The sequence below is a fragment of the Saprospiraceae bacterium genome, assembly GCA_026129545.1.
In the GTDB taxonomy this organism is placed as follows: domain Bacteria; phylum Bacteroidota; class Bacteroidia; order Chitinophagales; family Saprospiraceae; genus M3007.
Genome location: JAHCHX010000003.1, coordinates 176,562 through 198,511, shown reverse-complemented (window position 1 = coordinate 198,511; position 21,950 = coordinate 176,562). Strand labels below are relative to the sequence as shown.

General features: G+C 52.3%; 22 protein-coding genes. 8 read left to right on the top strand and 14 right to left on the bottom strand.

The window, feature by feature from the left end:
• Positions 1-5 precede the first annotated feature (5 nt).
• The 4 genes from holA to topA form a co-directional block, all read right to left on the bottom strand.
• Entirely contained in the window at positions 6-1,016 is a 1,011-nt protein-coding gene (holA, locus tag KIS77_18620; GenBank protein ID MCW5924344.1) for a DNA polymerase III subunit delta, read from the bottom strand.
• Between the two features lie 14 nt (positions 1,017-1,030).
• Positions 1,031-1,462, bottom strand: a complete 432-nt coding sequence (locus KIS77_18615; GenBank protein ID MCW5924343.1) for a hypothetical protein — start codon at positions 1,460-1,462, stop codon at positions 1,031-1,033.
• Positions 1,463-1,466: 4 nt separating this feature from the next.
• Positions 1,467-1,823: a hypothetical protein gene (locus tag KIS77_18610; GenBank protein ID MCW5924342.1), complete on the bottom strand. Its 357-nt coding sequence runs from the start codon at positions 1,821-1,823 to the stop codon at positions 1,467-1,469.
• Positions 1,824-1,922: 99 nt separating this feature from the next.
• Positions 1,923-4,487 (bottom strand): type I DNA topoisomerase, encoded by a 2,565-nt coding sequence (gene topA, locus KIS77_18605; GenBank protein MCW5924341.1) that lies wholly within the window; start codon positions 4,485-4,487, stop codon positions 1,923-1,925.
• A gap of 459 nt (positions 4,488-4,946) precedes the next feature.
• On the opposite strand from topA, the gene KIS77_18600 reads away from it, so the two are divergent.
• Together KIS77_18600 and KIS77_18595 are read left to right on the top strand one after the other, a co-directional pair.
• Positions 4,947-6,143: an AAA family ATPase gene (locus tag KIS77_18600; protein ID MCW5924340.1), complete on the top strand. Its 1,197-nt coding sequence runs from the start codon at positions 4,947-4,949 to the stop codon at positions 6,141-6,143.
• A 12-nt stretch (positions 6,144-6,155) separates the two neighbouring features.
• Complete coding sequence (locus tag KIS77_18595) at positions 6,156-6,938, top strand: hypothetical protein (protein ID MCW5924339.1); 783 nt, start codon at positions 6,156-6,158, stop codon at positions 6,936-6,938.
• 7 nt (positions 6,939-6,945) lie between these two features.
• Here the strand turns inward: KIS77_18595 and KIS77_18590 are convergent, their stop codons facing one another.
• On the bottom strand, positions 6,946-7,497 hold the full coding sequence (locus tag KIS77_18590) for a hypothetical protein (protein MCW5924338.1): 552 nt from the start codon (positions 7,495-7,497) through the stop codon (positions 6,946-6,948).
• A 9-nt stretch (positions 7,498-7,506) separates the two neighbouring features.
• On the opposite strand from KIS77_18590, the gene KIS77_18585 reads away from it, so the two are divergent.
• Positions 7,507-7,788, top strand: coding sequence for a hypothetical protein (locus KIS77_18585; protein ID MCW5924337.1), 282 nt, complete (start codon positions 7,507-7,509; stop codon positions 7,786-7,788).
• 13 nt (positions 7,789-7,801) lie between these two features.
• Here KIS77_18585 and KIS77_18580 read toward each other — a convergent pair whose 3' ends face one another.
• Positions 7,802-8,296, bottom strand: a complete 495-nt coding sequence (locus KIS77_18580; protein MCW5924336.1) for an asparaginase — start codon at positions 8,294-8,296, stop codon at positions 7,802-7,804.
• Between the two features lie 137 nt (positions 8,297-8,433).
• On the opposite strand from KIS77_18580, the gene KIS77_18575 reads away from it, so the two are divergent.
• Positions 8,434-8,598 (top strand): hypothetical protein, encoded by a 165-nt coding sequence (locus tag KIS77_18575; protein MCW5924335.1) that lies wholly within the window; start codon positions 8,434-8,436, stop codon positions 8,596-8,598.
• A gap of 176 nt (positions 8,599-8,774) precedes the next feature.
• On the opposite strand, the gene KIS77_18570 is transcribed toward KIS77_18575, so the two are convergent.
• Positions 8,775-8,936, bottom strand: a complete 162-nt coding sequence (locus tag KIS77_18570; protein ID MCW5924334.1) for a hypothetical protein — start codon at positions 8,934-8,936, stop codon at positions 8,775-8,777.
• Positions 8,937-9,046: 110 nt separating this feature from the next.
• Here KIS77_18570 and KIS77_18565 point away from each other — a divergent pair, with 110 nt between their 5' ends.
• On the top strand, positions 9,047-11,515 hold the full coding sequence (locus KIS77_18565; GenBank protein MCW5924333.1) for a penicillin acylase family protein: 2,469 nt from the start codon (positions 9,047-9,049) through the stop codon (positions 11,513-11,515).
• A gap of 51 nt (positions 11,516-11,566) precedes the next feature.
• A complete protein-coding gene (locus KIS77_18560; GenBank protein ID MCW5924332.1) occupies positions 11,567-11,926 on the top strand; it encodes a hypothetical protein in 360 nt (119 codons plus the stop codon).
• A 352-nt stretch (positions 11,927-12,278) separates the two neighbouring features.
• Here the strand turns inward: KIS77_18560 and KIS77_18555 are convergent, their stop codons facing one another.
• From KIS77_18555 to KIS77_18530, 6 genes are all read right to left on the bottom strand, one after another.
• Positions 12,279-13,715 carry an OmpA family protein gene (locus tag KIS77_18555; GenBank protein ID MCW5924331.1) on the bottom strand — a complete coding sequence of 479 codons (1,437 nt, stop codon included), beginning with the start codon at positions 13,713-13,715 and terminating at the stop codon, positions 12,279-12,281.
• Positions 13,716-13,925: 210 nt separating this feature from the next.
• Complete coding sequence (locus tag KIS77_18550) at positions 13,926-15,344, bottom strand: Glu/Leu/Phe/Val dehydrogenase (GenBank protein ID MCW5924330.1); 1,419 nt, start codon at positions 15,342-15,344, stop codon at positions 13,926-13,928.
• Positions 15,328-15,567, bottom strand: coding sequence for a CcmD family protein (locus KIS77_18545; GenBank protein MCW5924329.1), 240 nt, complete (start codon positions 15,565-15,567; stop codon positions 15,328-15,330). The genes KIS77_18550 and KIS77_18545 overlap by 17 nt, the downstream gene beginning before the upstream one ends.
• A 173-nt stretch (positions 15,568-15,740) precedes the next feature.
• Positions 15,741-15,959: a hypothetical protein gene (locus KIS77_18540; protein ID MCW5924328.1), complete on the bottom strand. Its 219-nt coding sequence runs from the start codon at positions 15,957-15,959 to the stop codon at positions 15,741-15,743.
• Between the two features lie 57 nt (positions 15,960-16,016).
• On the bottom strand, positions 16,017-16,721 hold the full coding sequence (purQ, locus tag KIS77_18535; GenBank protein ID MCW5924327.1) for a phosphoribosylformylglycinamidine synthase subunit PurQ: 705 nt from the start codon (positions 16,719-16,721) through the stop codon (positions 16,017-16,019).
• 75 nt (positions 16,722-16,796) lie between these two features.
• Positions 16,797-17,807, bottom strand: a complete 1,011-nt coding sequence (locus tag KIS77_18530) for a hypothetical protein (protein ID MCW5924326.1) — start codon at positions 17,805-17,807, stop codon at positions 16,797-16,799.
• 290 nt (positions 17,808-18,097) lie between these two features.
• Here KIS77_18530 and KIS77_18525 point away from each other — a divergent pair, with 290 nt between their 5' ends.
• Positions 18,098-19,162 (top strand): ISKra4 family transposase, encoded by a 1,065-nt coding sequence (locus KIS77_18525; GenBank protein ID MCW5924325.1) that lies wholly within the window; start codon positions 18,098-18,100, stop codon positions 19,160-19,162.
• Between the two features lie 202 nt (positions 19,163-19,364).
• Here the strand turns inward: KIS77_18525 and KIS77_18520 are convergent, their stop codons facing one another.
• Positions 19,365-20,768: a hypothetical protein gene (locus KIS77_18520; protein MCW5924324.1), complete on the bottom strand. Its 1,404-nt coding sequence runs from the start codon at positions 20,766-20,768 to the stop codon at positions 19,365-19,367.
• A 177-nt stretch (positions 20,769-20,945) separates the two neighbouring features.
• Between KIS77_18520 and KIS77_18515 the strand changes: the two genes are divergently transcribed.
• Positions 20,946-21,818, top strand: coding sequence for a hypothetical protein (locus KIS77_18515; protein ID MCW5924323.1), 873 nt, complete (start codon positions 20,946-20,948; stop codon positions 21,816-21,818).
• Positions 21,819-21,950: the final 132 nt, after the last annotated feature.

Genomic DNA, 21,950 nt, shown 5'->3' with positions numbered 1-21,950 from the left:
GATTTTCAATTTAGAATTTTCCAAAACAGCTCTTTCATCAACTCTGCTTCGCCGGTGTTTGTTGTGTCGGTGTCCACGCCTTTTGAGCGCAGGTCGTATTCTTTCAACAAAGCAATCACGCGGATGGTTTGCGGTAGGGAGTAGTTGTTGGCGGCGATTTTGTATTCTTTCAAAAACCAGTCGGAGCGCAGGTCGAGTGCTTTTAGCAATTCCGCGTCGGGGCTTCCTTTGAGCGCGTGAAGCATATAGACTTTGGAGAAGTAGGCGAAGAGGCTGCTGATGGTGACGATGAGCGAGTTTTTGCGGATGTTGGCGGCGAAGTGTTCGCGGATGCGGGCGATTTTAGGGAGGTCGCGCACGGCAAAGGCTTTTTGCAGCTCGAACACGTTGTAGTCCTTGCTGATGCCGACAAATTCCTGGATATGGGCGGGGCTGATGGCGGTTTCGGCGGGGAGGTTGAGGGAGAGTTTGTCGAGTTCGTTGGCGATTTTGGCGAGGTCGGTGCCGAGGTATTCGGCGAGCAAGGCTGCGGCTTGTGGTTCTATGGGTCGTTTTTGGCTTTTGCAGTAGCTCGCAATCCACTCCGGCACTTGGTTGTCGTACAGTTTTTTGCTTTCAAAGAGCGCGACGTTTTTTCCCTGCAAGGCTTTGCCGAATTTGGTGCGCAAATCTGCTTTTTTGTGCTTGTGGCACACCACGAACACGGTGCTCTGCATGGGGTTTTCAAAATAGCTGGTCAGTTCGGCAAGGCTTTTCATTTCTTGGGCTTCGCGCAGCACGACGACTTGCCGCTCGCTCATCATGGGGTAGCGGCGCAGCGCGTCGAGCAGGGCGAGGTGGTCGGTGTCTTTGCCGTAGAGGATGGTCTGGTTGAAGGTTTTTTCGGCTTCGGGCAAGGCGCCGGCCTCTATAGCCTCGGCGATTTGGTCTATGAAAAATGGCTCTTCCCCGTGCAGGAAGTAGATGGGGCGGAATTGCCGGGCCTTGATGTCGCGGAGGATTTCGTCGAAAGTCATGGTGGGGAAATTTTTCAACGGAGATGTTCTCGCTGAAGACCGTTTGCCAGATAAATAATGGCTGTGTCAATTTTCGCGTACTCCTGTTCTGCTTCGTGGAAATCAATGGTTTGTTGGAGAGCAGCCTTTTTTACACGGTTGTATCTTGCGGAGAGTTTAACCCAGTCGTCGTGAAGCTCTGAATTTTGCTTGAGCTTCTGACCCAAGTAATTCAGGGCCTTGTCCAAGTCGGTGGAAAGCAACGCTTTAACTTCAAGAATCACAGTTTGAAGGATTTTATCTTCGGGATGGGCAGGTGCTGGAATCGGTAGCGAAGCCATTTCCGAAAATTCTAGGGAGAGGCGCAATGCTTCTTCTTTGGCCAAGACATCCTTGAAACGCTCGTACAGCTGCGCTGCCTTTTCGGGGGGCAATTCGATAACAATTTTTACGGGCTTGTTTTCCATCCAATCAAGCAAATAAGGTTTGCAACCAGTCGGTCACTTGCTTTTCGACAGGGCCTCTCACCTTTACTTCCACATCAAGTTTTTCGTGCTTCAATTGAATGGCCAACTCATTTGATATTTGCAAAAGTCTTTGCCTGATACGGCTTTTTTGCACCGACGAGAAGTCTTCGTCAATAGTGCCTGCCGTGATGTAGATTTCTAAATCATAGTATCTGGAAGCGATTTCATCCAACTCCTCTTTTGTCTTTGTTATCCCAAAGGAATCAGCAACGAGGCGAAGTGTCTTCACGGCTTTGCTGATATTGTCTTCGGCGATAAAGCCGCGAGATTGTTCGATAAGATATCTTGCTTCTACTTGCATGGTTGATGGTTGTCGAACTGCGATTGGACAAAAGTAAGCACAAAACCTGTAGCTTGTTCAACGGGCTTCAAATTTTGCGACTCCAATCAACATCCTCCCTCACTTCTTTTTTCCGGCTGCTTTTCCGCCATTCTTTGCTGCGGGCTTTTTGGCATCGAACGCCCCCGGCATTTCTTTCTCAATAATCGCCTTCACATCGGCCAAAGAAAGCGAACGCGCTTGGTCGGCGGTCATGCTGCCGCCTTCGACGCGGGGCAGTTTGACGATGGCCTTGCCAAATTTGATGAACGGCCCCCAGCGACCGTTTTCGACGCTGATTTTCTCCTCTGGCCAGTGGTGAATGTATCTGTTCGCCTCTTTTTCGATTTTTTGCTGAATCAGTTCGATGGCTTGTTTTTCGGTGAGTTGGTCAAAGTTGACCTTTGCGGGCAGGTTGACGTACAAATCGGCCCATTTGATGAACGGGCCGAACCTGCCTTTGCCTTTGGTGATGGGTTGGCCTTCGAAATGGCCGACGGGTTTGTCGGCCTGCTTTTTTGCCTCGATGAGTTCGACGGCGCGCTCGTAGGTGATGTCGAAGGGGTCTTCGCCTTTTGCGAGGGAGGCGAAAAGGTTGCCGAGTTTGACGTAGGGGCCGAAGCGCCCAGTGTTCACTTCGAGGGGTTGGCCTTCGTGCTCGCCCAGTGTTCGCGGCATTTGGAAGCTTTCGAGCGCCTCCTCGAGGGCCACGGTTTCGAGGTTTTTGCCGGGTCTCAGATTGGCGTAGCGAGGTTTTTCTTTGGGCGCGAGCTCTTCGCGCGTGCCGATTTGGATGACGGGCTTGCCCAACGTGCTCATGCGGACGAGCACGGTGCGACCGGTTTCGGGGTCTTTGCCGAGGATGCGCTCGCCCTGCGCGCGCTCGGCTTCTTTGAGTGTTTTTTCCACATCCTGATGGAAGGGGCGGTAGAAGCGGTCAATCATGCGCGGCCATTCCATTTTCCCTTCGGCGATGTCGTCAAATTCGGCTTCCACTTTGGCGGTGAAGCCGTAGTCCATGATTTTTCCGAAGTTGTCTTCAAGGAAATCGCTCACTATCATGCCCATATCGGTAGGATAGAGCACGTTTTTGGTGGCACCGGTGACTTCTTTGTTTTTTGTTTGGGCAATTTTGTTGTTTTTGAGGGTCAGTATTTGAAACACTCGCTCTTCTCCGGGGCGGCTGTCGCGCACGACGTAGCCGCGATTTTCTTCCATGATTTTTGAAATGGTGGGCGCGTAGGTGGAGGGTCTGCCGATGCCGAGTTCCTCGAGTTTTTTCACCAAGCTGGCCTCCGTGAAGCGGGCGGGCGGGCGGGTGAATCGCTCGGTGGCCGTCATCTCGTCGAGGTCGAGCTGTTGGCCTTTGGTCAGGGGCGGCAGGATGCCCGCTGTTTCTTCGTCTTCCTCGTCGGAGCTTTCCATGTACACTTTGAGGAAGCCGTCGAATTTGAGCACTTCGCCTTCGGCCACCAGTTGCGCCGCGGGCTGTGTGCTGATGCCGATGTCAACGGTTGTTTTTTCCAGTTCGGCATCGGCCATTTGGGAGGCCATGGCGCGTTTCCAGATGAGTTCGTAGAGGCGTTGCTCGTCGCGGTTGGGGCTGATGCTTTGGCGTTCGATGTAGGTGGGGCGTATGGCTTCGTGGGCTTCTTGTGCGCTTTCGTTTTTGGTCTTGAATTGGCGGCGCTGGTGGTAGCGCTCGCCGAATTGCTTCAGGATTTCGTCGCCGATGGCTTGCAAGGCTGTTTCTGACAGGTTGGTGGAGTCGGTACGCATATAGGTGATGAACCCTTGTTCGTAGAGTTTCTGGGCGACCGACATGGTGCGGTTCACGGAGAAGCCAAGTTTGCGACTGGCCTCCTGTTGGAGGGTGGAGGTGATGAACGGTGGGGCGGGCTTGCGGCGGGTGGGGCGCACCTCTATGTTGCCGACGGCGTAGTTGGCTCCGATGCATTTTTCCAAAAACGCCGCTGCGCCTGCCGCGTCGTCGAATCGCGTGGGGCTTTCCGCTTTGAAAGTGACGACTTTTCCTTGCGCGTTTTTGGCGAAAAATTGAGCGGTCACGCGGAAAAAAGGCGTGACGTTGAATTGTTGAATCTCGCGCTCCCGCTCCACGATGAGTTTCACGGCGACGGACTGCACGCGGCCAGCGGAGAGTTGTCCCTTCACTTTTTTCCACAGCAATCCGCTGAGCTCCCACCCCACGAGGCGGTCGAGCACACGGCGCGCCTGCTGGGCATTCACCACGTTCATGTTCACCGTGCGCGGGTTTTGCACGGCTTTTTGAATAGCTGGCTTGGTGATTTCGTGGAAGACGATGCGCTTCGTTTTGGCGGCATCCAGCCCAAGCACTTCCGCGAGGTGCCAAGAGATGGCTTCTCCCTCGCGGTCTTCGTCGGTGGCGAGCCATACCTCGGCGGATTTGCTGGCTGCTTCCTTCAACTCCTTGACCGTCTTGTTTTTGTCGGGCGGGATGACGTATTTGGGGCGATAGTTGTTGTCCACGTCCACGCCGAGGTCATTGCCTTTTTCGAGGTCGCGTATGTGTCCGTATGAGGATTTGACGCTAAAATCGCCGCCGAGATATTTTTCAATCGTTTTTGCTTTTGCTGGCGACTCTACGATGAGGAGTTTTTTTGTCATAATTTAAATCGTCATTGAGGGTCATTAAAGGTCATTGGGGGTCATTGGGGGGCATTGGGGGTCATTGAGGGTCATTGGGGGTCATTGGGGGTCATTAAAGGTCATTGAGGGTCATTAAAGGTCATTAAAGGTCATTAAAGGTCATTGGGGGTCATTGAGGGGGGCATTATAGTCATTGAGGGGCCATTAGAGGGGACGGGCGTAATTAAAAATGACCCCAATGACCCCCAATGCCCCTCAATGACCCCAATGACCCTCAATGACCTTTAATGACCCCCGATGACCCCAATGCCCCCCGATGACCCTAACACTCGCTCCAATCAGGCGGCAAAAGTAATGGGATTTTGCAGTTTGAACGAAAATGCCCAAAGTCTTGGGTTTCGAAAGAATGTTGTGTGGAGCAATTGTCAGTTTTTCCTGAAATTTGTTCGGTGTTTTACCTTTTTTAAAATCAGTGTTATGGAAAAAGAACGGGCGCGATATGTTCACGCTTTCAAGGCCAGCAATTTTTTTTCAATAAAAGATATTGAAATGAGCGAGCTGGGCGGACGCAGGGAAATCTATCTTCTCGGAGAGAACGGCGATGGCAAGTCCCTGATTCTCATGGCGCTTGTCATTGCTTTTAGGGGGCATTTCATCGAAAAACACACGGAAAGAAAGGAGACGGGAGCGGTGATTGACATGGTGCGCTCCAATCCCGGCCTTGAATTGTCGGGCAATGATGCTCAAGGCAATGCTTATCGTTATCCCGGCAAATCACTTGCAAATGACGGAGGCGAGGAAGAAAGTTTGTCCAATATTCTTGCTTACGGTGTGCATCGAAGCCGAAACGACTCGTCGCGTAGCGATAAATGGGGCTTTATGACTTTGTTCGACGACAACCAATATCTGACAAGCCCAGAAGAATGGCTCAAAATGCTTTACACGGCTGAGTTGGAAGGGAAAGTACAGTCGTCGCAGGGGCGTAACGTGAATTTGCCAACGGTGGAGGAGGCAAAAAAAATACTGGTTGATTTGCTGGACCAAAACGTTGACATCGAAGTGTCGGCTCATGGGGTGCGTTATCTTGAACGCGGGGTGGAGTTGAGGTTCGGTCAGCTGTCGGAAGGCTACAAAAGCGTCTTGACATGGGTGTGCGACATGATTAGTCGGCTGGCGATGTCTGGGCATTCTGTTGCGAATCTCAGAGACCATGTAGGGGTGGTTTTGGTGGATGAAATCAACTTGCACCTGCACCCCAAATGGGAGCGGCAAATCGTGCGCAAGTTGCGCGGCTGGTTTCCGAACATTCAGTTCTTTTTCACCACGCATAGCCCCGTCACCATACTTGGTGCCTCGGATGATGCCGTGTTTTATCGAGTGTACAAAGAAAAAGGTGAAACCAAGCTGAGCGAGCCTTACCACAAATCAGATTGGAAAGACTTAATGGCAAACAACATCATCACTTCCCCGCTGTTCGGCTTGGCGGATGCCCGCATGGAAAGCGGGGAAACTGCCCGCGCCAGCCTTGATACCAGCAAGGATTTTCTGTATAGCCGCATTCATCAGAAGATAAGCGAGCGACTTGACGCGAAGAAGAAAGAGGGGAGAGTCTATTTTTCTCCTACCGAAATTGACCAAATGATAGAAAAAGCCTTAAATGAAGAACTAACATGACCCTTCTTCGCCATGATAGCAATTGGAAAAAATCTTGCCGACATTCCTCCATCTTTGATGGTGCCACCACTGAACAGGTCAGCAACGTCCACCCATCGGGTGCGCGAAAAGGTAATCGCGGAGGGCGCCTATCCGAGCGGGCAATCCGCTGTGGACAGCCGATATAAAATGGAGGACATCAAAAGGCGACTGTTCGACCTCTACAACGGGAAGTGCGCTTTTTGCGAACAACGGGTGGAGCGGTGGCAAGTGGAGCATTTCCGCCCCAAAAGCATCTATTACTGGCTTGCTTTTTCATGGGACAACCTGCTCTATGCTTGCCCAGACTGCAATGGCAGCAAATCAAACAGGTTCGAACTGTCGGGAGCGAGGGAGGTCAATCCGCCCGCCGATTTGACACAAATCAATCTTCTATCGGAAGGCTACGATGTGTCCGAGCAGCCCTTGTTCTTTTGTCCCGAGCGGGGCGACCCTCAGCCCTTGCTCGTTTTTCGTCGGGATGGCTGGGTCGAATCAGCCGACGAACGCTGCGCTTACACGCTCGATACCTGCAAGGTAGGGCGGCCCTATCTGAATGACTACCGCAAGGCAATTCTTGATGATTTTGAAAACGACCTAAAAAGCGAGGCGGCGGCGTTGAGCACACGAGCGGAAATAGAGCAGGCGGTGCAGGTGCTTATCCGAAAATTCAACAGAGATGCCGAAAACCCCAAAAATGAGTACGTTGCTTTTCGCAAGTATGCGCTTCGGCATTTGGTGCCACAGATACTTGGAGAAGTGTTGGGTGCCCCATGATGTGGGGCTAATTCCCGCTCTTCTGCCCCGCTGTTTCTTTTTTCCGCTTTTCCTCTTGTATCACTTTTCCCTTTTTGAGTTCTTCCGCTCGCTCTTTTTTTCGCTTTTCCCTGAATGGGGGGGCCAGTTCTTTCATGGCGATGGTTTTGCCGTTGAGTTTGCGGTGGTAGGCGAGTATGAGCAAGTCGGCCATGTCGTCGGGGAAGGTGACGCCTGCGCTGCGCAGGTAGTGCGACAGCCGGGAGCCGCCGTAGAACCCCCAATTGAGTATCATCCATTGGCCGAGGCGGTTGTGTAGCAGGGCGCACACGCTGTCTTCGGGGATGGCTTTTATTTTGGCCTGCGATTCGGGCGATATGTTCTTGTCGAGCTGAAGCATGGCATCGTCCAAGTTTTTCGGGATATAGACTCCATTGAGCTTGTCTTTTTTGATGCGCTCCTGATATTGTTTTTCAAATTCCTGTTCGTCGCCAGGAGGGCCTTCTTGAGCGATGATTGGCGCAGCGTGGAAGAAAAAGAAAAAGAGGAGCGTATAAATGCCGTTTTTGTGCCTCATCATTGTGTTGTTATGCGTTTTCGTTTTTCCCTGTTGGAAATTTTTTTGTTTCAAGTCATCATTTGGCTGTTGTTGTGGCTGCTTGATGATTATGTGGCGACGCTTCTAACGCTCGTCGTCGGCGCTATCGTATTGGCCGTGCTGCTGGTGGCTCTCATGGCGGAAGGAATCGAACGCTCCAAAGTGCCGCGGCGCTATTTCCACGTCATGTTGTTGAGCATACTCGCGCCCATGGCGGCTGCCGGGCTGTATATGCTGATTTTTGGCGGTAGGCTGTCGTTTTTGGCGCCCTGAGGCTTCCTTGCGGCTATCCTTCTATTTCCTCGAAGTTGCCCGTCTGACGGTTTTTGCGCACGCGGTCCCAGTGAAAATATCGGCCATTCATCACGATGTAAACGCCGGGCGGCAGCACTTGCACAAAGGCCAAGGCGCTGCCGAGGTTGAAAAAACCGTCCGAAGACGTGCCAAAAGCGTAGGGAATCATGGCTCCTGTGAGCACGATGGTCTTGCCCGCTATGTTGGCTTCGGCCAGCACCCGCGCGGTGTCCACCATGCGGTCGGTGCCATGTGTGAGCAAGACGCGGTTGGCATCGGTTTTCCGGCAATTATAGACGATGATGGAGAGCTCGTCGTCGCCCATTTCCAAAGAGTCAATCATCATGAGGGTCTTGATGTCAATCTTGACCTCGCAGCGCCCGCGCTCAAACATCTCTTTGAGGTGGGTATCCTTGAAATAAAGCTCGCCGGTGAGATAGTTGTACTCCTTGTCGAAGGTGCCGCCTGTGACAAATACCTGAATCATAATTGGTTAGTGCTGGTTGATGTTGTTTTTCGCGGCACAAAGGAATGGGTTTTCGGAAGAAAAATACGAACCGCGATGCTTGAACAACCAACAAGGTCTCCTATCTTCGCCCCCATCAATAAAAAACGGACAGCAAAATGAATAATAAAGAAGAATACACCGAGAATCGGGGCCGCGATTGGCTCATGTTCATCGTTAGCCTTATCGGCACGCTCGCCCTTTTGATTTTTATTCCTGAATGGGTGTGGGTTGGTTTTCCTTTCCTGTTCACTTCCTTGGCGGGGGCGATGGGCCGTCTGTGACAGTTTTTGTCTCCATTCATGAAACAGCCGTCGGTGTCCGAAGCACGCCGACGGCTGTTTCTTTTCCCCCGGCCACCGCGTCACCGTTGTATTCGGGCCGTCAGACAAGTGCGTGAACTATGATGCCGTGAGCGCTTCCATAAAATAGAAATCCCTCGCCGGTGCGACGAGGGACTCTAACCCAAACAAATAAACACAAAAACTACTTGCTGCAATTTTAAGGCAACTTTTTGGGTACGAACAAATTTTTTCCCGGAAATTTTAACAGAATTTTCACAGGTTGTTGGAAAAAGCCATTTTTGACCAAATATAGGCGTTTGAACGAGTCCCAATTCCAAAAAAAGATTGGTTTGGCGGAAAGAAAAAGGCTTGTCGGGGCTGGATTCAAATGAATGTTTACCTTCGCCGTGCTTCTCAATGCGAGCATCAACCTTCCCCTTCTTCTTTTATGCGTATCCTGAAATTACTGTTCTCGCTTCTGCTTACCGGCGCAGTTGTCTGGCTGTTGCAAACCACACACAAAATAGGCGATTCCTCCCTCCCACCATTAGGTGCCTTTTTCAATCCCTTTTCCGGTTTTTGGAAAAATGCGGAGCCTGCAAAGGGTTTTTCTTTTCACAACGCGAAGTTGAAAGGGTTGAGCGGCAGCGTGGAGGTGGTGTACGACGATATGCTCGTGCCGCACATTTTTGCCGAAAACATGGCGGATGCCGTACGGGTGCAGGGTTATGTGACGGCTCAACATCGTTTGTGGCAGATGGATATTTCCACGCGAAAGTCGGCAGGGCGACTTTCGGAGATTTTGGGCGAGCGCACGCTCCAGATTGACCGCATGGCACGCCGTCGGGGCATGGTGTTCGCCGCCGAGAACGCCGTGCTAAGCTGGAGCAAATCCGCCGAGGGGATGCGGTTGTTGCAGGCGTACACGGAAGGCGTGAACGCTTACATCGAAGGGTTGTCCGCCGCCGAATACCCGATTGAGTTCAAATTGCTCAACTACAAGCCAGAGCCTTGGTCTGTGCTAAAGACGGCGCTCTTGGTGGAAGCCATGGCGGAGACGCTTGCCGCCGGGGAGAATGATTTGGCCTCTACCAATGCGTTGGCGCTCTTTGGCCGCGACACCTTTAACTATCTGTATCCCGAATGGAACCCCAAGCAGCAAGCCATCATCCCCGACACCGGGCAGTGGCGCGATTGGCAGGTGACGCTGCCACCAGTTGCGGCACCGGAGCCGAGCGGCCTTCTTTCCGGCATATCGGAGGGGGCGAAATTCAAGTTCCCCTTGGATGAAAGAACTGACCCCTACGACGATTACATCGTCGGCTCCAACAACTGGGCGGTTGCGGGCTCCAACACCGCTTCGGGGCATCCGTTGTTGTGCAACGACCCACACCTCAATTTGACGTTGCCTTCCATCTGGTTCCAATTGCAAATTCACACACCAGAGCAAAATTGCTACGGGGTGTCGTTGCAGGGCCTTCCGGGCATGATTATCGGATTCAATGAAGAGGTCGCTTGGGGCGTGACGAACGTGGGGCACGACGTATCCGATTGGTACAAAATCGCATGGGTGGACAATGAGCGCACACAATACAAACTCGACGCTGAAACCCGTGAGGTACAGAAGCGCGTGGAAACGATTAAGATAAAAGGCAAAGCCCCGTTTCTGGACACGGTGCGCTACACGGTGTGGGGGCCAGTGGTGTATGACCATGAACCCACACATCCGCTGCGCGACTGCGCACTCCGCTGGCTGACGCACGACCAGCCCAGCCGCGACGAGATGAATACTTTTTTGTTTCTCAACGCAGGCAAAAACTACGACGATTACCGCCGTGCCCTGGCTGCTTACGACTGCCCAGCCCAGAATTTTGTGTTCGCCACCCGGTCGGGCGATATTGCCATCACGGTGCAGGGGAGGTTCCCCGTGCGGGCGCCCGAACAGGGGCGTTTCGTGCAAGACGGCAGCCGATGGTCGAATGCTTGGCTCGATTACATTCCTGCAGAGCGTGTGCCAGCCATGAAAAATCCTTCGAGGGGGTTTGTGTATTCGGCCAATCAACATTCCACGCCTCCGGCCTATCCTTACTATTACCTAAGCAACGATTTCGACGATTATCGAGGCCGGCGCATTTTCGACCGACTTTCTTCCATGCACGCGGCAACGCTCGACAGCATGAAAACCATGCAATTGGACAACTTCAGCCAACGCGCCGCCGATGCCTTGCCCGTCATGCTCCGAATGCTCGACCGAATCAAATTGGATGCGGAAGGCTTGAAGATGGCCGACGAATTGGCAGCATGGAACTATCGCTACGATGCCAATGCCACCGCTCCATCGCTCTACGAGGTATGGTTCGACTCCTGCTACCTCCGCACTTGGGATGAAATCACGTCGCTGCGAGCAGAGAAAAAGCAGGTGCTGATGCCTGAGCGGTGGCGCTTCATAGAGCTGCTGGAAAAAGACCCGAACAGCGTCTTTTTCGACCACCTGACCACGCCCCAACGTGAGACTGCTCACGATATCGTGCATCAATCTTTTGCGCTGATGCAGCAGTATTTCAAGGAAAACCCCGATAAGCGCACTGGCTGGGGGGCATTCAGGAGCTTTGCCATCAAGCATCTGGCCTTGATAGACGCATTTAGCCGGCTCGATGTGGTGGTGGGGGGGCACAGCTCAGCACCCAACGCCATCAAGCAGGGCAATGGTCCCTCTTGGCGCATGATTGTCGAGCTCGGCGAGCGGGTGCGCGGGCTTGGCGTCTATCCCGGCGGCCAGTCGGGCAATCCGGGCAGCCGCTACTACGACAACATGGTGGACACATGGGCAAGGGGAGAATACAACAACTTGTTGTTCCTGAAATCTGCCGACGAACCGTCCAACCAAATTTTGGGCCGTCAGGTCTTTTTGCCGTGATGCGCTCGGCAAGCATTTCCTCGCAGTTCACCAACGTCAATTTTTTCAAACATGAGACACTTTATATACTCCGTCCTTTTCATTTTCGCGCTGGGGCATCTCTGCCACTTCGGATTGCCATGGTGGGGGCTGGTACCGGTGGCGATGCTGGCGGGCTGGCTGTTTCCTTTGTCGGCGGGCAAAAACTTTAGCGCCGCTTTCTTGGCCGGGGCGCTGCTTTGGTTTGTCAACGCTTACCTGTACAATGCGGAGAACGACGGGATATTGGCTGCCAAAGTAGGCCTGCTGTTTCAGGGGCTGAAGGCATGGCAATTGCTCGGTTTGACGGGCGTGCTGGGGGGCGTGTTGGCTGGCTTTGGGGCCATGACGGGGCGCTACGCGCGCGATGTGTTTGTCAGCAACAGGGCATAACACAGGTTTTGCGTTTTTTTCTTTGAAAAAACATTCGTGTCTCAAAGCTTCGTTTTACATTTGTGCAGGTTTCTTGAAATCATATTTCCGAGCACATTATTCCCCGCTGGGATTCTTTCACAATACTTTCTTTAATCCGCCTTGTTTTAAAGTATGGCAAAACCGGCAGCGTCGTTTTCGACTGCCGGTTTTTGTTTTTGGCCAAATACCCAAAAATGACGAGCGGCTCGCCAACAGCGAGCCGCTCGTTTGGGTTCCACACAAGTACGTCGGCGCAATTGTCGTGGCCTAAAACAGGCGACAACTCATCCGCAATTTGCACATTGTACTCCTCTCTGGTTTATTAAGTTTATCAATCCAGCACCAGCTCGAACTCGACGCGGCGATTGTACTCTCGTCCTTCTTTGGTATTGTTGTCCGAGATGGGGCGCTCTTGGCCAAAGCCGGCGTAGCGCAAGCGATTGGTCTTGATGCCACGGAACACCAGATAATCGTAACACGCCTTGGCGCGTGCCTCCGAGAGCTTTAGGTTTTTCATTTCGTCGCCCACGTTGTCCGTGTGTCCGCTGATGGAAAGCGTGTAGTCGGGATATTCGCGCAAGATGTCCACCATCTCGTCGAGCACCGGGAAAGAATGGTTTTTGAGCACTGCTTTTCCGGTCTCAAACTGGACGGAGCGCGTAGCCACTTTGAGGCGTTGCTTCACCTCCTGTTTCACTTCTGGGCAACCAAAATTGGAGGCTGGGCCAGCCGTGTTGGGGCATTTGTCGTCTTTGTCTGGCACGCCGTCGCCATCGCTGTCCACCACCTTGTCCTCTTTCGCCTCGGGGCAGCCGTGGTTGGCTGCCGTGCCAGGCACGTTCGGGCATTTGTCCAACCTGTCGGGCACACCGTCGCCGTCGCTGTCTTTGTCTGCTGCCTGTTCCTCCGGGCATCCAAAATTGGAAGCAGGCCCCGGTTCGGTCGGGCATTTATCGTCCTTGTCAGGCACACCATCGAAATCCGTGTCGGGGCAGCCGTTCCAACGGCCAGCGATGGTCGGGCATTCGTCGTCTTTGTCGGGGAAGCCATCACCGTCGGTGTCGGGGCAGCCTTTGGTTTCGATAGGGCCGGGGTCGTTGGGGCATTCGTCTTCGTGGTCGCCGAGGCCATCCTTGTCCGCGTCGGGGCATCCGAGCGCGGTGGCAGGCCCGGCCAAGTCGGGGCACTTGTCCAAGGCATCGGGCGTTCCGTCGCCGTCGCGGTCGGGCGGAAGCACTGGTTTGGGCTCAGATTTGTGCAGCAAGTAAACATAGCCCACTCCGAGTTGTATGTTGTCGCGTTTGTCCTGAGTGGCCTTGCGGTACTCCCCCTGCACGTTGACGAAGGCATATTTTGAAACACGAATATTAAGCCCTGCGCCGAAGGGGAATTGCAAATGGCCGTTGTCGAAATCTTCGAGGAAATACCCCGCCCCGCCAAACGCATACGGCGATATTTTGGCATCGTTGCGCATGTTGCCAATGTGGAAAACGAGGTCGAGACTAGTAGTGACGGTATTTTCGGGGATGGCAGGCAACTTGGCAAGCCCCAGTTTGAAGGGTATTCCTACGTTCAAAAACGGGGCGATGTTGCGAAAATAGCCTATTTCAAAGCCTTGCCCTAGTCGCAGGTCTTCGCTATTCAGAATGCCGTAGCTAAGGAAATCAAGTTTGGCATGGAGAGCGTTGGGGAATTCGGCATTCTGGGCTTGAGTGGTTGGGAATTGCAGGCATAGCGCCAGCAGGATTAGTAGAAAGAGTTTTCTCATTGCTATCTCATTGAATGTTCGGCAAGGGGAAAACAAAACGGATGCCAATAACAGGTATGGGTTAAGGCAGGGGGGCGCGAAAACGTCAGTTAAGCGACAAAGACGGGGAGAGTGCGGGCGATTTGGGGGCAATGGAAATATCAAGGGGGCAACAATGGCGCAAACGGCTCATTGTTACCCCCGTGTGATTGTTGTGCGTATGACCCGTCATCACGGGAAAATACCCATCGAAATATAGTCGCTGGCAATTTTTTTCAGCGAGCAGACAAACGCCGCGGTGCGCACATCACCAATATCGGGATGTTGCTTCATGGTGTCGCGGATTTGCTGATAGGCAGTAATCATGGTGTCCTCCAAGCCGGAGTTGACAAGTTCCACTTCGGTGCCGCCGCGGGTGAGGAAATCGCGCTCGCGGTCGCCGATGGTCTTGCCAGTGAGTTCCTGCACTTTGTTGAGGATGCCTTCGAAGGCATTGTGCTGGAAGCGGTTTTCGAGGCGACCAAAGCGGTGGTGAGAGAGGTTTTTGAGCCACTCGAAGTACGAAACCGTCACGCCGCCTGCATTGATGTAAAAGTCCGGCAGGGTCACGATGCCTTTCTTGGTCAGGATTGGGTCGGCATCGGCGGTGATGGGGCCGTTGGCAGCTTCGGCGATGATTTTCGCTTTGATGCGAGCGGCATTTTCCACGGTGATTTGATTCTCGAGCGCGGCGGGCACAAGAATGTCACATTCGAGTTCGAGCGCGGCCAGATTGTTGGGCAGCGCGGTGGAGCCTGGGAAGCCCATGATGGATCCCGTTTCTTTGCGGAAAGCCAACAGTTTCTCCACGTCTATGCCGCTTTCGCAATAGATGGAGCCTTCGCGCTCGGCCACGCCGATGATTTTCACGTCGCCTTCTTGCTGGCTGATGAGGGCGGTATTGCTGCCCACGTTGCCCAGCCCCTGTACCACCATCGTTTTGCCCGCGATGCCTTTGGTGAGGCCAAGTTTTTTCATGTCGTCGGCAAAAGAGACCGCTTCGCGCAAGCCATAGAACACGCCGCGTCCGGTAGCCTCGGCGCGTCCGCGAATGCCGTTTTGAGTGACGGGTTTGCCAGTGACGCAACCAATCGAGTCTATCTCGCCGTGGCGGAACGCCTGATAGGTGTCGAGAATCCAAGCCATTTCGCGGGGGCCGGTGCCGTAGTCGGGCGCAGGCACGTCAATGCCAGGGCCGATAAAGTTCTTTTTGACCAGTTCGGTGGTGTAGCGGCGCGTGATGTTCTGCAGCTGCTCCGTGCTGTACTTGGCCGGGTTGATTTTGATACCGCCTTTTGCGCCGCCAAAGGGCACGTCCACGAGCGCGCACTTGTACGACATGAGCGCGGCGAGCGCCATCACCTCATCTTGGTCAACGGTTTCTGCATAACGGATGCCGCCCTTGGTGGGCAGACGGTGGTGGGAGTGTTGCACGCGATAGGCCTCGATAACCTCATAATCGCCGTTGAGGCGGCGGATGGGGAAACGAATCTGAAGCACGAGGTTGCACGCTTTGATTTGCGCCACAAGCCCCTCAGGGATGTCGGTGAAGGCGGCGGCCTTGTCCACGTAGTCTTCTACGCTTTTGAAGAAGCTAATTTTTCCACTCATTTTTGTCGTCGTTGAGTTGGTGCTCTAATCTGGTTAGTTTACGCTCCAAGCGCACGAGATACCAAACGATGCCGAGGAAAATGAGCAAAATAACGCCGACCACGACGTTTATTTTGCCCGTCTCGCGCATGAAATCGCGGTTGCCCTGCGCCCAAGAGACGGGCAAAGATATTGTCAGCAGCAAAATAATAGTGAAAACTTTGCGGGCGTGAAAAAATTTCATGTTCCGAAAATGCTAAAAAGTTGTGTTTTTTTGGAAAAACGAAAAAGGCGTTTGCGCGAAAGGCAATGGGAGAACACAAAAATCATGGCGTTGGTCGGCATACGCGGCGGCAATCGCACGCGCCGCTGTTTCCATCAAAAGCCAAAAAGCGTTGGTTGCCTCGCGCTTGCGCCTCACTTCGGGCACTCGCCCCTCTTGTATTCCTTGATGCCCGCGCACTGGGCCATGCAGGCATTGCTGTAAGTCTTGTTGTTGCAGCCGCACACCGGGTCGTATTGCATGGTGCACACACAGTCGGCAGAAATGGGTTTTTCCGCGCACTTGTTTGATTTGCAGGAGAGCGCAAAGGACAGCAGCGAAACGGAGGCCACCGTGAGGAAAATGTTTTTCATAAGTTGAACTTTGTTTTGTGGATGAAAGAGATATTGAGAAAAAAGATTCGGGTTCCATCACACCAAAGCCACACTCGCCAGCAGCGATTCAAAAAGCCCTCGCCCGTCGGTGTTGCCCAGCACCTCCTCGGCGGCGCGTTCGGGGTGAGGCATCATGCCAAACACGTTGCGCCGCTCATTGCAAATGCCCGCGATGTTCCGGGCTGCCCCGTTGGGGTTGGCGGCTTCCGTCACTTCCCCAGCGGAGGTGCAGTAGCGAAAAAGCACTTGGTCGTTGCGTTCCAGCGCGTCGAGTGTTTTTTCATCGGCAAAATAACGACCCTCCGCATGAGCAATAGGGATTTTAAGCGCCTTTGTCAAATCCAACTCCGCCGTGATGGGCGACCGGTTGGTGACGGGGCGCAACCACACGTTTTTGCAGATAAATTGCTGGTTGGCATTGCGCAGCAAGACTCCGGGCAGCAGATGCGACTCGCAGAGCACCTGAAACCCATTGCAAACGCCGAACACATACCCTCCTGCCGCAGCAAAATCCTTCACGGCTCGCATGATGGGCGAAAACTGGGCGATGGCTCCGGCACGCACATAGTCGCCGTAGGAAAAGCCGCCGGGCAACACCACGCAGTCGCCATCGCCGAAGCCGGGCAAGTCCTTGTCTTTGTGCCAAATTTTGGTCACTTCTTGGCCCATCACATCGCCGAGCACATGCACCATGTCGTCGTCGCAATTGGAGCCGGGAAAAACGATAACACCAAATTTCATTGAGCTAAATTTATGGTTGATAAAGGTTCTGAACGTTGGTCTTGGCACGAAACCCGCCGACAAGCGAGATGGGCATCACAGGGCATGCAGCACTCCCGTCAGCTCATCGTAAAACTGAACACACAAAACAAGCCCCAACATGAGCCAATGCAAGAGGCCCGCCAGCGAGCGGTTTTGTATAGAAGCAATAGAGAACGACATAAAAAGTCCCAAAGGGACGGCCATTAGCACAAAATGAGCCGCCCGCGGTTGGTCTTGCAACAAAGCGGTCAACCCCGCCACCCACCAGAACCAATACAGCACGCTGATGCACTTCTGAGCCTGTATGAGCCTGCGATACATATAGGCCCCATAACTCAGCAACGCCACCACCGCCAACAACCCTGGCAAAATCAGTTGTATCCAAGTCTTTTGGTCGAAAGTAGTGTCGAAATCATAGAAATGAAAGAGGCCGCCCAATTGCACCCCCCAAAACAACCAACCCCTGTCGCCCCAAAAATACCACAGCCAAGCGAGAAAAAAAGCCACCACCACCCCCGCCACCGACACCATCTGCTCCCGAAAAGTGTAGGAGCGCATGATGTTGAGGCTGAAAAATACCGCAATCAACAAAAAAATAGCGGGTGGGTAAAACAAGGCCGCCACCGCCGTCCAAAAGGCTGCATCGAACACCAGCGCCGTCGCTTTGGGCTGATTGTAAGCCCTGAACACGCGCCGCAAAATGATAGGCAAAAACGTGGCCGCCACCAATGGCGGCGACAAAAACAAAAAATCGGGCAGGCAAGCTGCCACCAATGCATAAAACAGCCCCGGAAACCAGTTGCGCTCGCCCATCAAACGAAACTCGTCGGCCAACACATTTACGGAGAGCGCTTGCAAGAACACCAACATCGCCGCAGCGAGGGCCGACCAGCGTGGGTAAGCGGCTGCCCAATCGAACCACGCACGATACAGCACGCCACCTTCCGGGATTCCAAGGGCGGAGGTGTCTATTTTGCCCAGCAGTGCCGCGAGGTGAGTAAGCCCCACATAAAGCGCGAGCGTGATGGCAGTAGTGAACTGATTGTTGCGAAATAGGGCAAGCACGGCGCGAAGGTCGGCAAAAGGCTTTACTCTGCAAATTTAGATTTGGAGCAAAACTTGGGTAGAGGGCAGAAGGTGGAAGGTAGAGGGTTGTGGGACTTGCTTTTTGCCCTTGTTGGCCTCCCGCCAACAAAAATCGGTGGAATGAGTGGACAAGATAAACCCCTCACTCCGCCGTTGCTGTTGGCGGGGCGCCAACAGCGGCAACAAGAATTGAAATCTGGGGGCGACTTTTACGCATACGAGAAGCGATTTGCGGAGATTTGGATTGAGTTGGGTCGTGCCGTGTTGGAATCTTCGGTAAGCGAAGTTCCGGCGGATCGTCGAAAAAAAAGAAGTTTCGAACGCGGTTTGGACAAATCGAAATAGCCAACAGCAGCGGCTTCGGCAAATTGGTGCGGGGGTTTGCCATCAGTCCGCTGCTTCAGGAAATGATGGTTTATGTTGGGCAAATGGAGAGTTACGGCAATGGAGTAGAGATTTTGGAAAAGTTGGCTGGTGTGGAGGTAAGCGTCACACAACTTTACCGGGTTACCGATACTTATGGGGCGCTCTTGGAAGTGCAAATAGCGCAAGAGGAAGAAAGCGCAAAGGAAGAGCAGGTGGACGAGGGAGAAATGGTCTACGCCCAAATGGACGGAGGAATGATCTTGACAGATGACGACTGGCGCGAGGTTAAAGTCGGTCGGCTGTTCCGGGAAAACGACTGCCAAATAAGCACCTCGGAAAAACGAAACGGAAGCATCAGGGAAAGCCATTATTCAGCCTATTTAGGTAATTATCAGGAATTTATGAATCGATTTGGCCGTGTCATTTCCCCATATGGCCACCTCGGCGAGCGACTGGTTTTTCTCAGCGACGGGGCATTGTGGATTAAAAACTGGATAAGCGAGCATTATCCCCAAGCGGTGCAGATATTGGACTTTTATCATGTCAAAGAACACTTGACCGAATTTGCTGAACTTGTCTATCCTGATGCCGCAAAACGACGGAAATGGCTGGAGGTGCAGGCCGACCGATTATTAGAGGGTGATTTTCAGGCAGTCATTCAATGCATTCGATCCTTTGCCCTTCCGCTGCCCAAAACCAGAGGCAAACAACAAAATTTGATCAATTACCTGTTGGACAACGAATACCGAATGCGATACAAAGAATACCTCGAAAATGGACTGTTTATCGGTTCAGGGGCTATTGAGGCCGCCCACCGAACCGTCGTCCAGTGCCGGCTTAAACGATCCGGTCAACGCTGGTCAGAAATAGGAGCCCAGAATATGCTTAATCTCAGGGTGGCACATATGAGTAGCCAGTGGAACAAAGTCGTCGATCTTATCAAAGTCTCTGACGCTCAGGCTGCATGAACGACAATTTGGAATGCACCCAACAACCATCTTAAACTTTTGGGATATGAAAAGTTCATGCACCTACAAGTTGGCGTTGTTCGCCACATTTTTCCTCACGACGATTTCGAGCTTGCCAAACCGACCAAGCCGTGCAAGTGCCCGACCAAAAAAGCGAGTTTGCAACACCGGTCACAAGACTTCCAACACCATATTGCCGGCGTCAGTCAAGATGCTTCAGGAACCAATTCTGGTCTATTTTGAGAGGCAGCTTTTCAGCTTCGCTTTTTAGTTTGCATTTTGCTTTTTCGTTGCCCGGTGTCAGCTTCACAAGCCGAGAGAGTAGGCTGACGAACAGTTTGAAATGCGCTTTCATGGCTGTGTCCATTTTATGACGATGCAAGTAATTGACCATGCTACCGAGGAGAGATTCTAATGGAGTTATCTCTTTCAGCTCGAAATAGATTTTGCAAAGCATTTTTTGGGCAATGAGAAAATGATATGGATAATCAGTCACGAATTTTGCCAGTAATGGCATGGCTTGGTGGTACTCGCCTTGTGCATATCGCAGCCGAGATAGGGAAAACAAATAGGCGTTTTCACGCTGCCCAAGCGTGATTTTGTTCTTGTAATCTTCGATAAAGCGTTCGACCCACTCAAATTCCCCGAGGGAGATGCCAAATGCGGCGGCGTTGATGTAAGTATGGTATGGCAAATGCCCTTCCTTTAGCAGATAGCCATGCTCAATGCCGAAGCTATATAGTATCAACCCTTCATTGGCATAGGCCAAGTCACCCTGATTGGCCCTTCTAATGCAATAGTTGAGGCATATACGACAGACATCGCCCAGTTCTCGCGCGGTGAATTGTTGCCCACTATTGGATAAGAGGTGGCGTATTTTTGTGAAATGTTCTTTACCATGCTCGTCGCTTAGCGCCCGATAGGCGAGGTAATACATATTTATGGCAGGGTGCGAAGTAGGATTGATTGTTTCTTTCACAAAATCCACTGTTTCATGCAGCTGGTCTATATCGAAACTATCTGGGCGAACATATAGAAAAGAGGTTTGGGCACAAGCAAGCTTTAGTTTTTCGGCAAAGTAATGTGAATCGAGCATATCAGAGACTTGGCGGAGTTTGTCCTCTTTGATATCGCCTCTGCTGATGTCGTAATCCAATAGTTCGTACTCCAACTCAAATTGCCGGCGCAAATGCTCGGTGTTGCGCAAGGGTTGTTTTTCCAATATATTTTTCAAATCGCGCACAGTCTGCCCAAAGTTGTCTGCTTTATTCAAGCGTCCGTAAGCCTTGGCCAGATACATTTTGAGCAAAAACTCATCCCCCATAATCTCTTCAATAGCTAAATACTTTTCTACCAACTTGTATAGATAGCTCCGCAAGTTGGGATACTCCGCATTGCTGCGCGACATGTCGGGCCACACAGCGTGGATAGCTGCCTTGTCGCTAAAATCGGGTTTGCGCTTGTCGCGTTGTTCTCGATAAAATTTGAACAAGCGCACCACATCATCCCGCTGGTTGTGAAAAGGCGAGCGCAGAAACTGCCCGAGATTCCGCAGTTCCCAAGCCGAAAGGCAGTTGAGCAGTTGTAATAATTTAGTTTTTTCCATAAGGCGAAGGAAGTGAGTTTTTCTAAAAAAGCAATAACAACCGCTTCATTTTCAGTGGCTTTGCATGAAATTTTTTTCTAAACTCTTGAAAATTTGTCTTCCCCTTTTAACTCCTTCCGCTTCATTTTTGTACCAATCAAAACCTTTTTGATTCACTTTTAAAAAAGGAGCACAGTCATGCGCACAAAAATTCGTCACCTCGCCGTGTGCCTCGGCGCGCGTTCTCAACTCATCCTATTCTTGTTGCTGGCTTTCGGCGGTTTGCTTTGTTGGCGGCTCATCCGGTTTGTTTTGAAAACAAATGGGTTCGACAATGTCACTACCGAACAGGCAGCCTGCCTTATGGCGGCGCTTATTGGGTTGACCTTGCTCATATTGGGCCGAAGGCTCATGGGCGTCAGCCAAACACTTCGGCAAACTATGTTACGCAAGTATCACGAGGCACTGGAACAAAACGACCCTGCTGCGGAGCAACGAATACGGCGCATGGTGGAAGACCTAAACATCCGAGGTACTGTGTTTCACCGGCTAAACGGGTTGATTCGCCTTGTCCCCGAGCCTTTTGTGGTGTTGCTCGGCATATTGGGCGGTGCGTGCGTTGCGATATTGCTGTTATTTTATTGGCTCTATCCTTATTCGCTGATGGAAGAAGGCGGTTTTTGGGGCGACTTGGTATTCCCCAACTGCCCCTGGGCAATGGCGACTTTTGTGTTCGCTTGGTTAGTGTTCAACGACATCTGGGTTTTCGAGGAGTTGGAGCGGCTTGTGGTAAGCATTACGGTGTTGCCGTCGTCGGGCTATGCCGAACACCTGGAGCGTTTTCAGCAGCGGCTGTCACCCGCTGAGTTGGCTGTTTTTCAAAAGCGTTTTGTGGAGCGCCGTCGCCAAAAAGAGGTTGCGGAATCCCTCCACATAGATTTGAGCACCGTGAAGTCGCACGTCAACCACATCTACTACAAGGTAAGAAAATACGAGAAGGAGAATAACCTCCGAGGGCCGCTGCTTGATTCGGTGCCGATTGTTTTTACCGCGACGCAATCTTTTTCTTGACCGGGGGCTGTCGCGCCCCTTTCCAACCTTTTTCCAACCATCTTATCCACCCTTATTCCAACCCGAAATATCGCTGGGATATAAGGGAAAGGGAAATCTTTGTCTCGATGTTGAATGTGTGGCAATCCCTGA

Excerpts from the sequence above, each read along its gene's own strand:
- holA (MCW5924344.1), bottom strand. The coding sequence starts at position 1,016 with ATGACTTTCGACGAAATCCTCCGCGACATCAAGGCCCGGCAATTCCGC.
- KIS77_18615 (MCW5924343.1), bottom strand. The coding sequence starts at position 1,462 with ATGGAAAACAAGCCCGTAAAAATTGTTATCGAATTGCCCCCCGAAAAG.
- KIS77_18610 (MCW5924342.1), bottom strand. The coding sequence starts at position 1,823 with ATGCAAGTAGAAGCAAGATATCTTATCGAACAATCTCGCGGCTTTATC.
- topA (MCW5924341.1), bottom strand. The coding sequence starts at position 4,487 with ATGACAAAAAAACTCCTCATCGTAGAGTCGCCAGCAAAAGCAAAAACG.
- KIS77_18600 (MCW5924340.1), top strand. The coding sequence starts at position 4,947 with ATGGAAAAAGAACGGGCGCGATATGTTCACGCTTTCAAGGCCAGCAAT.
- KIS77_18595 (MCW5924339.1), top strand. The coding sequence starts at position 6,156 with ATGATAGCAATTGGAAAAAATCTTGCCGACATTCCTCCATCTTTGATG.
- KIS77_18590 (MCW5924338.1), bottom strand. The coding sequence starts at position 7,497 with ATGATGAGGCACAAAAACGGCATTTATACGCTCCTCTTTTTCTTTTTC.
- KIS77_18585 (MCW5924337.1), top strand. The coding sequence starts at position 7,507 with ATGCGTTTTCGTTTTTCCCTGTTGGAAATTTTTTTGTTTCAAGTCATC.
- KIS77_18580 (MCW5924336.1), bottom strand. The coding sequence starts at position 8,296 with ATGATTCAGGTATTTGTCACAGGCGGCACCTTCGACAAGGAGTACAAC.
- KIS77_18575 (MCW5924335.1), top strand. The coding sequence starts at position 8,434 with ATGAATAATAAAGAAGAATACACCGAGAATCGGGGCCGCGATTGGCTC.
- KIS77_18565 (MCW5924333.1), top strand. The coding sequence starts at position 9,047 with ATGCGTATCCTGAAATTACTGTTCTCGCTTCTGCTTACCGGCGCAGTT.
- KIS77_18560 (MCW5924332.1), top strand. The coding sequence starts at position 11,567 with ATGAGACACTTTATATACTCCGTCCTTTTCATTTTCGCGCTGGGGCAT.
- KIS77_18555 (MCW5924331.1), bottom strand. The coding sequence starts at position 13,715 with ATGAGAAAACTCTTTCTACTAATCCTGCTGGCGCTATGCCTGCAATTC.
- KIS77_18550 (MCW5924330.1), bottom strand. The coding sequence starts at position 15,344 with ATGAGTGGAAAAATTAGCTTCTTCAAAAGCGTAGAAGACTACGTGGAC.
- KIS77_18545 (MCW5924329.1), bottom strand. The coding sequence starts at position 15,567 with ATGAAATTTTTTCACGCCCGCAAAGTTTTCACTATTATTTTGCTGCTG.
- KIS77_18540 (MCW5924328.1), bottom strand. The coding sequence starts at position 15,959 with ATGAAAAACATTTTCCTCACGGTGGCCTCCGTTTCGCTGCTGTCCTTT.
- purQ (MCW5924327.1), bottom strand. The coding sequence starts at position 16,721 with ATGAAATTTGGTGTTATCGTTTTTCCCGGCTCCAATTGCGACGACGAC.
- KIS77_18520 (MCW5924324.1), bottom strand. The coding sequence starts at position 20,768 with ATGGAAAAAACTAAATTATTACAACTGCTCAACTGCCTTTCGGCTTGG.
- KIS77_18515 (MCW5924323.1), top strand. The coding sequence starts at position 20,946 with ATGCGCACAAAAATTCGTCACCTCGCCGTGTGCCTCGGCGCGCGTTCT.